Below are 9993 nucleotides of genomic sequence, written 5' to 3' on the forward strand. Positions count from 1 at the left end.
AGAACATTTGCTGGCGCATATTGTGATACATCAGGGTCAGTGCCTTATCGGTGGCGGTACGATCACTGACTAACAACTGCTTTAAATATTCCTGTTCCTGGTGCTCTTCAATCATAGGTGGTTCAAACTCGCCCCGGTAAGTTGCTACACCGCCTGAACCATTACGCAAATATCCTGGAAAGGCAGCCGTATCGCGGGCAACAATCGCATTAAGCCTCTTTTCGAAGTTTAAGTCCAGGGGCTTTTTTTCATTGATAGCAAACTGCCAGCCACGCTTCAATTGAACAATAATATTAATATCATCGATTGGAACGCCGTCAACGCCTAGACCATCAATGATTGTCTGGGTCTGCGGCATAGTGATAGTCAGGCCTTCAAAGCGTGAGTTCGTGAAGACTAATTTGGTTAAATTGGTTTTGGCAAAGCGTCTATTTTCTTCAGGCGTTAGTCTGAATTTGTCTTCATACTTCAATTGATTTATCCTGCTTTCTACTCTAACTCAAAAACTTCATCTTAATCCGACACATGTTGTTTTTTACCATACCTATTAGCTAATATAGTAAGAGCATTTTCTCGGCTAGGCATATTTTGAACCTTAATTAATTGTGCAATTCGTCCCACATCAGCATCCATCTGCGCTTGGATCATCTCTGCATTTGTTCGTGGGTAGTCAATCACTTGGCCATGGTTTGCGGCATATGCAGAAAGAAAAACTTTACAGCTCCGGCCGTTGCCCTCTCTAAATGGGTGCATAAAGTTGATTTCATCTAACAGCTGCGCATAGTCTGTGGCTTTTAACGCCTTCTTTTGCGGCAGATTTTGCATAATATTATTAATATTGACTTCCGCATATTCAAATCTTGAATGATCACAAAAGTCATAACCGTTTTTTGGAAAATTACCCGGCCGATATTTTCCAGCCCAATCGTATAAACGGCCAAACATGATTTTATGAATCTTTTTTATATCCTGAATTTTTTTAATTTGGGGCTTAGAGTGGAGAAAAATTGCTGCTCTCCGTGTTGCTTCCAAACACTCTACCTGTTCAAGCTTTTGCTGATCTCGAATATGATATTTGTTTTTCAAAGCGCCGTTAGGATACAGCGTATCTTTTATCCAGTCACTCATTGTTACTATTCCAAATTGCAGCAATTTCCTTAACTTCTTCTGGATCAGGGTTTACAACTCCGTCCAGGACGGCCTGAATATCTTCCTTAGTGGGGTTCCAGCCCTCTAAATGACTAGCTTCTACTACTCCCCGGATTTCGAAGTACATGTCTTTATCTGGTATAAAGACGCCCTGAATGGTCTGTGTGTCGTCATCAATTTCTAAATTATATGATTGTGGTTTTAACATATTTAACAAATCACCAGCTCTTTTATCTAAACCTACCGCGAAGGCGTCAAGAATTCTGATTGACCAAGATTCAATAGGCCTGGCCATTGCTTTTCTCAGTGTACTTTCTGAAACGTGACTCTTTTCGGCAACTTCCCTTACCGAAACGTGTTTATTATTTAGTAGTTTTGTAATTGTTGCGCTCATTTTAAAATGCTCACTTCTAAAATTATTTTCCAAATATATTATACCATATTTGGAAATATCTATTCCATTTATGGAAATTTTAGGTATATTGGACTCGTAATTCTTTTAGTGGTCGAGATTTAGAGTCAGGCAAGCTGTGTAATTGCACCTACTCTATTTCGAAAAGGGTAATCAGGGAAATTATCTAAAAAGTTCAACTACTCTATAATTTTTTGGTTCAATACAATATATTTCGTATTTTTATGTAGCTTTTTAAAATATTTATTGCTAAAATCGCAATATTTTTAAGAAATATAGTGTATAATCAAAAATAAATTCAAAAAGTGGCCTTTTTTGAATTTATAATTAGAAAGGTAAACTAAATTATGTCAAAATATCACTTATTGAGAATTTATTCTTACCAACATCCAGGAAAGCCAGTTACTAGTGAATTTAATAAAAGGTTTAATGGCTATGGCACAATTAAGTTTCCGCTAGCAATAAACCCCATAGATGTGCGCGAACAAATTAGAATACCTACACAATTGCCACTTTTTTTGGTACAAATTGAAGATTATAATTCACTGCTAACTATCATTAGAGAGAACTCCGCTCAAATCAAAGCACTCATTGGCAAGCTTCCCGGTGTTGCCAGAGAGCAATTTTTCATTGATTTGTTAATTAAAGAAATTAAAGGTACAAATGATATTGAAAATGTTGCTTCTACTACAAAAGAAATTAACAGAGCCGTAGAAAATATTAATAATCATAATAAAACTGTGCGTTTCCAATCTTTTGCTAAAATGTATTTTGATATTGAAAATGGTAAAACTTATCAACTTAATGAGCTAAAAGATATCAGAACATTATATGACTCCTTATTAAAAGGTGAAATAGCAAAAAGTAACTTACCCGACGGCAAACTATTTAGGGATGGCTTTGTCAGAATTGGCAACTCAGTTCAAACTGTTCATCTTCCCAAAAACAGTGAAGATGAGATAAATCAGCAATTAGAAAATTGGCTAAAATTTATTAATTTGGATAAATATGATCCTATTTTAAAGGCCTGTGTTGCCCACTATTATTTTGAATATATTCATCCTTTTTATGACGGTAATGGCAGGTTAGGAAGGTATCTCTTTTGCAGTTATATTGGAAAAAAAGTTGACCCTTATACTGCTGTCAGCTTTTCTTATCAGATCAATCAAAAAAAGGCAAGATATTATAAAGAATTTCAAGAAGTTGAAAATGAAAAAAATTACGGCGAAATCACACTATTCGTTATCAGTTTGCTAAAATACTTAGTTTCTGGACAAAAATATGTCCTAGGTAATTTAAAAGATGACCATAACATTTTAAATTTTGTCAAAAAGAAATTAGAAGATTTTGATTATCCTAACTTTGAATTCAATATCTTATATGTATATGCACAGTCATTTTTATTCAATAGTTTTGATGGCAGCGTTCAAGACACAAGTTTGATCAGCTTTATCAAAAGCACAGAAAAAATATCAACTAAAAAAGTAAAAACTGCTATAGAAGATTTAGAAAAAGAGGGTTTAATTAAAACCGTTAAAGGAAGGCCCAAAAAAAGAAAGTTAACTGGTAAATTTTTAGATAAAATTGGGTTAAATATCTAAAATTTAAACAATCCCATAGTCAAAAGCTCTTTAAATTAAAACCCAGTTATTTGTATTTTTTATATAAAATTTCCAGAAGCCAATTATTAATTATGTAATATCTATTAAGCAGTCAAAAATATACATGGTTTTGGAAATTTAAGTGCATTATACACATTAATAGTGTATAATATTTGAAAACTAAGAAGAAAGGTTATGAGCGTGCCAGGGAAGCCGGTTAAAAAATTAATGTTTCTTACTTGGCATATTTAAATTGACATGAAACAAGAAATTGCAGCTTATCCTGTTATTATAGAAAAGTGTAACGATGAATCAGGACATTATTATGCAATTACGTCACCTAACATCCAAGGTTTAGTCACTGATGGTCAAACAATAGGCGAAGCTCTTTATCATGCAGAAGATGCAATGGCAACAATGCTTGACCTTCAAGGCTATCCTAGAGTTCAAGATCCAACAAAGTGGAAGTTGGAAAAAAATCAGCAAATATCTTGGGTTAAAGTTAATATGACAAAGTGGCGTAATAAATATAGTAAAACTGTCCGGCGAAATATTTCATTGCCAGAGGATCTAAATAATTGGGCTAAGAAAAATAAAATTAATGTATCAAAAGTTACAACGGAAGCTTTGCGTCAAATGCAAGCTTAATAATATTATTTTAATTCAAACCACTCAAATAATAAAAATAGTTTCACTTTAAAAGCACCCTAGGCTAAGCCAGAGGTGCTTTTATTTATTCTTGCGCTAATCTTTTAAGAACATTCATGTATACTTCATTATTCCAAAAGCTCTCTTCACTTTGCTGCTCAAGCTTTTTTCTAGTTTTTTGATCAAGAGATATATGAGCTGGTAACTCAATCATGCCATTGGATGTTTTTATTATTAAACTGTTAGTGTTTTTACTACTCAAAGTGAATTCACCACTATTCTTTACCTACTATTATTTTTAAAATACCAGTGGTACATTTTCCCATCCAGAAAGTCGCCAATTAAAAATATTGCCGTCCACAAAATAATTCCAATAATACGCACAAACAAAGATGTTATATAGTTATTCCAGCTATTATCCAAATCAGAATAATTCTACGATTAATCTTTAGTTAACCTCATAATAAATCCAAACCTATACCTTTACAATATTAAATAAAAAATGCTCCGAAGCAGTTAAATTTGCAATTAAAGCTCAAGGCTTTAATTTAATTAACTAGTCGAAGCATCTTATTTAAAAATAATTAAGCGTTAAACTGCAGAGTTTGAACTGTGTCACCGTGGGTCGTATCACCTGCCGACACATCAGAAACAGATTTTATGACATCCATATTAGTATAAACAACTATTACCGTATCATCGTAATTTTCAGCCGTAATCAGTTCTGTATTCATACTTGCCAAATAATCATCCTGCTTAACAGTATCGCCCTGTTTGACAGCCACTTCAAAGGGCTCACCTTTTAATTCCACAGTATCAATTCCTAAATGGACCAATATTTCTAAATTATTATCAGTAGTAATGCCGATTGCATGCTTAGTGGGAAAGACTGTGGTGACAGTTCCTGCAACAGGAGAATAAATTTTGCCATCTGTAGGCTTAATGGCGTAGCCATCGCCTAGCATTTTCTGAGAAAAAACTTCATCTTTCACATCTGTAATTGGCATTAGTCTTCCATCACAAGCTGCAGTCACTGTAAAACCGCGTTTTTTAAATATATTAAACATTAATTCTACCTATTTCCTAATAAATATACTAATTGTTAAAACTAAACAAAAACCAAAGATAGTCAAAAAGATAACAGCAGGCACTTTGATAAAACTGCTTTGACATTTTAATTTGCCGGATTGTTCATTAATACGTATGATGCCAAAAAGCGCCAAAATCAAGCAAAAAATGTTACCGACCATTAACTGGCTGATCGCCTGACTGAACATCAAAAAATGATAATTGCCCTCATGTTTAAGAATCAAATCTTTCTTGAGCCAAATATAATAACCCATAATAAAATCCGTAAGAGCTACTATCATATCTATTGCAATCAAAGGTGTATTGTTCAAAACAACATTGATGTTTTGTTTAGCAATAGATGATGTCAAAATTATAAAGCTGCCGAAGAACAAGGGAATTAAAATTAAAGCATAGATATAGGTTGTCAAAATTTTTTTGGTGTCTAAATGGGCCCTGTCTAAGAAACTAATCACAAAGTTGTTTATCTTACTTACCATTTTTATCACTTTTTTCTTTTTGCCAAATACCAAACTTGTTTATGATGAAATCCACCAAGGTGTAAGCCAATATAAACGAAACATCATTGCTAGACGAAAATTTTACAGTCGGATAGTAGAAATTATAGTCAGAAAGCGAAGCAAGTTTATTTTGCTTTAGGTCTGTAAAGGAGACATAACGCAATTTGTTGTTAACCATCTCAAACTTACCCAGTTCATCGTTAATTTCTTTATTATTACCCGTGTAAGAAATAATAAAGAGCATGTCGCCTTTTTCTGCTATTTTTCCTACCATTTCCAGTTCACTGACAGCAGCTGGCAAAACTATTGATGAAATGCCAAAAAGTAATAACTCGTGAGAAAGATAATCAGACAGCATCTGTTGAATCCAGCCGGTAGAGTAAATATATTTATGTTCTGCTTTACTCAGATCAGTAAAAAAAGGGTCTAAATTAAGTGACTGAAAGTTTTTGACTAGATTTTCTGTTTCTTTAATTAAGTCAGAACTAAAGTTATTCGTTAGAACTTTATTTTTCTCACTTTGCTCTTGCTCCTGCACCATTTCATTTAAAATAAATTTCAATTCACCATAGCCACTTAGGCCCAAATGTTTGCACAAACGAAAAATCGCTGAACGTGAAACATATAATTTGCGCGCAAGCTCAGTAAGACTTAATCCTTTACACGCTTTTGCATTACTTAGAATAAATTGAATGACCCTTATTTCAGAATCATTCAATTTACTACTATTTTGATAGACTAAATATTCTAATTTTGACATAGATTAACGCTCCATATAAAGTAATTTTACATATGACAAATTGCTTTTACCTATACAAGCGTTCTAGCCCTAATTAATCTTGTTTATTATCCTGCTTTCTTAGTTCCTGCATTGCTTCAAGGACTTGGGCAACATCTAAGCCAACAATAACTTGAATTGCTTTGCCGTGATGGACAACATTAATGGCTTTAGCTGCTTTAAACTGAGCATCAGAGCCCATCTTATCAGGATCTGCCACAGTGACACGTAGTCTGGTCGCACAAGAACTTAATTCTTTGATGTTGGAACTTCCACCTAATAAGTCTAAAAAGGCAGTTGCCCTTTCAATATATGGATCAGTCGCAGTTTGTTCATCTGTTTGTGTAACTGCTTGCTCGGCTTTTCTAGCTTGGTATTCTTTCTTGTTTATCAAGTGGACTTCCTCAGTATCTTCTTCACGACCGGGAGTAATATAATTAAACTTCACAATCATATATTTAAAGATAAAGAAGGTAATAATTGCAAAGATAATCCCAATCACAATTTGGGTAAGAAAAGTTTGCCAATGGTTAGCCCACAAAGGAATCCAATTCTCTGCGGCCGTATCTATGGCACCACCAGACATATTACCAACAACGCCAAAACTAAACATAATAGTGTTCATAGTAGCTGAAAGTAATGAATAAATGATCCATAAAACTGGTGCCGCAAACAAGTAAGTAAAGTCAATTGGCTCAGTAATACCTGTAAAAAAGGAAGTCAAAGCTGCTGGAATTAACAAAGCTGAAGTTTGTTTCTTTTTATTCTTTTTAGCAGTAACATAAAAGGCCAAACAAATGATGGGAGCAAGAAACATCTTTTCGTTACCATATAATTGGAAGCCCAATTGAGGAGCCAACTGTTTTAATGGTTTAGTACTCATAGCAAACTGAGTCAGATGTCTCAACCAATAGGGTTGCAGACCTCCTGCTACTACAGCTGGACCGTATTGAAATGGAATGTACACTAAGTGGTGTAACCCAGTTGGTATTAAAACCCGATTTAAAAAGTTGTAAATCCAAATACCAACGACACCACTACTAACAATAAAATGCTGTAATTGCGTAATTCCCAGCTGGACTTTTGGCCAACCCCAACAGGTAATAACTGCCAGCGGAATCATAAGGAAAAAGCCTAAAATATAAACATATGTGGACCCTTGAAAAGTTCCCAGCCAGTCCGGCAATTTCTTATCAAAATAACGGTTATGCAGCCAAATTACTATACCAGCAACTATTAGAGCACCAATAATACTGGTGTCCAGAGTCTTGATCCCTGCTATTTCTGTTAGTCCGTGGTTAGTGGAATTTTCCACAATCTGAATTTTATCAAAGTTAGGAATACCAAAACTGGCACCCCAGTGAGTCAAAATAGCACCCACAAAATAGTTGTAAGTCATGTAGGTAATTACTGCTTCCATGGCAGCCCTACCTCTGGATTTATTTGCTAAACCAATTGGTAGACCCACGACGAAAAGCAAAGCTTCTTGCTTAAAAACTGTCCAACCACCTGCGCTAATTGTATCCCAAATTGAATTCCAAGTTGTTCCTGGGCTTGCCAGAGAGCCGAAAACTGCCTGATTGGTAAACAAACTACCAAATGCAACGACAATTCCTGCAAATGAAAACAAAAGCACCGGTACAAACATTGCTGCACCAAACTTTTGAAACTTCTGCATCATAAGCTATCATCTCCCTAACAACTATTTAAGTTCTGGCCAGTATGGCTTGTTTTCCGGAATCATATCATCAAGAATCTTCTTAGCAACTAAGGCATCCGGAACCGTCTTATTAAGAGCAAAGGCTTGCCACATCTTAGTGTATGAATGTTGTTCATAAGCATCAACGACCAGCTTTTCACATGCTTGTTGTTCTTCCATTAATCCCTTTTGGAATCTGCCGGCCATTCCAGTTGCCATAGGTTGGACTCCATCCGCACCAAACCAGCAAGGTACTTCAACAACAGAGTCGGGATCCATATTAGCAATCGCACCGTTATTTGGAATGTTAGCAAAGAATTTTTCGTGAGTGTTATAAGCAATCGCATGACAAATATCAACAATGTAATTAGAATGTTCTGCACTTGCTTCCCAAATATTGCCCTTAGCTGTACCAGCTTTGACAATTCTGGCACATTCTTCGAAGACAATCTTTTGCCGGTATTCACGAATCTCATCTGTTCTAGTATGGTTAGGGTCAGCGTTTTGAACTTCATATTGTGGATAATAGTAATATTGCATATAAGTATTAGGTAAAGTTTCTGGTTCAAGAGCATAACAGTCCTTTGCCTTCTTATATGTTTCGGCCCAACTAGCTTCAGTTTCTTTATCGTATTCGCCACCGATCCAGTAGCCATTTTCAGATACATACTTTTTGAGAAGTGGCATTAAATCTTTGCCCGTCTTTTTATCACGAACTTCTTTCCACCAGCCAAAGTGGTTCAAACCATAGTAGTTGACATCAAGATCATGGTAGTCATTTAAGCCGCAAATATGAGCCATTCTAGTCATAATTGCTACAGGCATATCACAAATATTTATTACTTTAGCATTCGGTCTTAATCTGCGGCAAGCCTCTGCAACAATAGCTATGGTATTGGAATAGTTGATCATCCAAGCATTTGGCGAATACTTTTCCATCCAGTCAATTATCTCAATAATAGCTGGAATAGAACGCAACCCATATGCCATTCCTCCGGGTCCGGTTGTTTCCTGACCATTAACGCCATATCTTAACGGAATCTTTTCATCGAGTTCACGCATGTGGTATTTACCAACCCGAATTGATCCCATAACGAAGTCAACATCTGTGAATGCTTCTTTAGGATCAGTCGTATACGAAAATTCAATTTGCGGTGCGCGCTCTTTCATAATAATTGCGCATGCATCACCAATTTTCTTTTGCCTTTCGGCATCGTTATCATAAAACTTCAGCTTTCTTAGTGGAAATCTGTCCTCGTTAGCAATCAAGCTCAAAACAAATCCTGGAGTAAAAGTACTACCTCCACCTGCAATGACTACGGAATAACGTTTATCTTTTTCGGACATATTTTTCTCCTTTAATTCACTCTGCCCAACTTGAGCTGTTATTTTCTAAGCTAGCTTACTTTTATATTTATAACATCTTTCTTATTTTTTGTATCCGCTTTCCATGAAAGTGAATACGTATTTCACAACTTGGAATATTTGTTTCATTTTCAGAAATTAATTTCACAAAAAAACTGGCACCACTAAGGTGCCAGCATTAATGCTATTTAAGTTAAATGTTATGAAAAGACTATTTTAGACGAACCTGTCTTTTTTAATTACCCGATAAATAGAAATAACTAAAACTAAAATTGCGCAGAAGATTGCAACGTAAGCCATTGGTCCAACGCTAATAGCGGCTTGTGCCTGAGCACTTGCCATCCGATTTTCCACCGCATATTCCACAATCCACTTACTCAATAAGCGTGGAGTCAACACAAAACTGATGGTTGCCACAATTGAAGCTGCTAAAGCCGTATTGCGTGAATATGGTTCACGGAAAAATTGTGCTAAAACGCAAAATGCAGGTGCAATCATCAAAAGCAATATCCACATGATAATTAAGCGTCCAGCACTGCTGTTCATCATTTGGGCACTGTTAGTAGCATAGCGATATTTTCCCCAAAGTTGTCCACCCGTTAGGGTATTCAGTAAACTTAAGAAATATGATCCTTGTTGTCCATAGATACCGCCACGATTAGATAAAATTCCCTGCACAATCTGTAACCCATCGGTTGAACCAGCTGTGGAAAAATTAACTGTTACCACTTTTTTCATGTAAGTAGCCAGAA

General features: G+C 35.5%; 10 protein-coding genes and 2 pseudogenes. 2 read left to right on the plus strand and 10 right to left on the minus strand.

The window, feature by feature from the left end:
- The 3 genes and pseudogenes from Q0R51_RS08375 to Q0R51_RS08385 form a co-directional block, all read right to left on the minus strand.
- Positions 1-472 (minus strand): annotated as a pseudogene (locus Q0R51_RS08375) (filamentation induced by cAMP protein fic); the annotation flags it as partial.
- A gap of 41 nt (positions 473-513) precedes the next feature.
- Positions 514-1128, minus strand: coding sequence for a Fic family protein (locus Q0R51_RS08380; RefSeq protein WP_294758064.1), 615 nt, complete (start codon positions 1126-1128; stop codon positions 514-516).
- A complete protein-coding gene (locus Q0R51_RS08385) occupies positions 1121-1543 on the minus strand; it encodes a helix-turn-helix domain-containing protein (protein WP_294758066.1) in 423 nt (140 codons plus the stop codon). Before Q0R51_RS08385 ends, Q0R51_RS08380 begins: the two co-directional genes overlap by 8 nt.
- A gap of 365 nt (positions 1544-1908) precedes the next feature.
- On the opposite strand from Q0R51_RS08385, the gene Q0R51_RS08390 reads away from it, so the two are divergent.
- A complete protein-coding gene (locus Q0R51_RS08390; RefSeq protein WP_294758068.1) occupies positions 1909-3162 on the plus strand; it encodes a Fic family protein in 1254 nt (417 codons plus the stop codon).
- Between the two features lie 258 nt (positions 3163-3420).
- On the plus strand, positions 3421-3810 hold the full coding sequence (locus tag Q0R51_RS08395) for a type II toxin-antitoxin system HicB family antitoxin (RefSeq protein ID WP_198179667.1): 390 nt from the start codon (positions 3421-3423) through the stop codon (positions 3808-3810).
- Positions 3811-3895: 85 nt separating this feature from the next.
- On the opposite strand, the gene Q0R51_RS08400 is transcribed toward Q0R51_RS08395, so the two are convergent.
- From Q0R51_RS08400 to Q0R51_RS08430, 7 genes and pseudogenes are all read right to left on the minus strand, one after another.
- Positions 3896-4072: a hypothetical protein gene (locus Q0R51_RS08400; RefSeq protein ID WP_198203068.1), complete on the minus strand. Its 177-nt coding sequence runs from the start codon at positions 4070-4072 to the stop codon at positions 3896-3898.
- A gap of 322 nt (positions 4073-4394) precedes the next feature.
- On the minus strand, positions 4395-4877 hold the full coding sequence (locus Q0R51_RS08405) for a PTS glucose transporter subunit IIA (protein ID WP_294758072.1): 483 nt from the start codon (positions 4875-4877) through the stop codon (positions 4395-4397).
- A 9-nt stretch (positions 4878-4886) separates the two neighbouring features.
- On the minus strand, positions 4887-5378 hold the full coding sequence (locus tag Q0R51_RS08410; RefSeq protein ID WP_294758074.1) for a hypothetical protein: 492 nt from the start codon (positions 5376-5378) through the stop codon (positions 4887-4889).
- A complete protein-coding gene (locus Q0R51_RS08415; protein ID WP_294758076.1) occupies positions 5368-6159 on the minus strand; it encodes a MurR/RpiR family transcriptional regulator in 792 nt (263 codons plus the stop codon). The genes Q0R51_RS08410 and Q0R51_RS08415 overlap by 11 nt, the downstream gene beginning before the upstream one ends.
- Positions 6160-6232: 73 nt before the next feature.
- Positions 6233-7858, minus strand: coding sequence for an alpha-glucoside-specific PTS transporter subunit IIBC (locus tag Q0R51_RS08420; protein WP_265667393.1), 1626 nt, complete (start codon positions 7856-7858; stop codon positions 6233-6235).
- Positions 7859-7879: 21 nt separating this feature from the next.
- Positions 7880-9223 carry a 6-phospho-alpha-glucosidase gene (locus tag Q0R51_RS08425; RefSeq protein WP_294758079.1) on the minus strand — a complete coding sequence of 448 codons (1344 nt, stop codon included), beginning with the start codon at positions 9221-9223 and terminating at the stop codon, positions 7880-7882.
- A 234-nt stretch (positions 9224-9457) separates the two neighbouring features.
- Positions 9458-9993 (minus strand): annotated as a pseudogene (locus Q0R51_RS08430) (cytochrome C5); the annotation flags it as partial.

This window comes from uncultured Lactobacillus sp., assembly GCF_946477725.1.
Classification (GTDB): domain Bacteria; phylum Bacillota; class Bacilli; order Lactobacillales; family Lactobacillaceae; genus Lactobacillus.

Excerpts from the sequence above, each read along its gene's own strand:
- Q0R51_RS08380 (WP_294758064.1), bottom strand. The coding sequence starts at position 1,128 with ATGAGTGACTGGATAAAAGATACGCTGTATCCTAACGGCGCTTTGAAA.
- Q0R51_RS08385 (WP_294758066.1), bottom strand. The coding sequence starts at position 1,543 with ATGAGCGCAACAATTACAAAACTACTAAATAATAAACACGTTTCGGTA.
- Q0R51_RS08390 (WP_294758068.1), top strand. The coding sequence starts at position 1,909 with ATGTCAAAATATCACTTATTGAGAATTTATTCTTACCAACATCCAGGA.
- Q0R51_RS08395 (WP_198179667.1), top strand. The coding sequence starts at position 3,421 with ATGAAACAAGAAATTGCAGCTTATCCTGTTATTATAGAAAAGTGTAAC.
- Q0R51_RS08405 (WP_294758072.1), bottom strand. The coding sequence starts at position 4,877 with ATGTTTAATATATTTAAAAAACGCGGTTTTACAGTGACTGCAGCTTGT.
- Q0R51_RS08410 (WP_294758074.1), bottom strand. The coding sequence starts at position 5,378 with ATGGTAAGTAAGATAAACAACTTTGTGATTAGTTTCTTAGACAGGGCC.
- Q0R51_RS08415 (WP_294758076.1), bottom strand. The coding sequence starts at position 6,159 with ATGTCAAAATTAGAATATTTAGTCTATCAAAATAGTAGTAAATTGAAT.
- Q0R51_RS08420 (WP_265667393.1), bottom strand. The coding sequence starts at position 7,858 with ATGATGCAGAAGTTTCAAAAGTTTGGTGCAGCAATGTTTGTACCGGTG.
- Q0R51_RS08425 (WP_294758079.1), bottom strand. The coding sequence starts at position 9,223 with ATGTCCGAAAAAGATAAACGTTATTCCGTAGTCATTGCAGGTGGAGGT.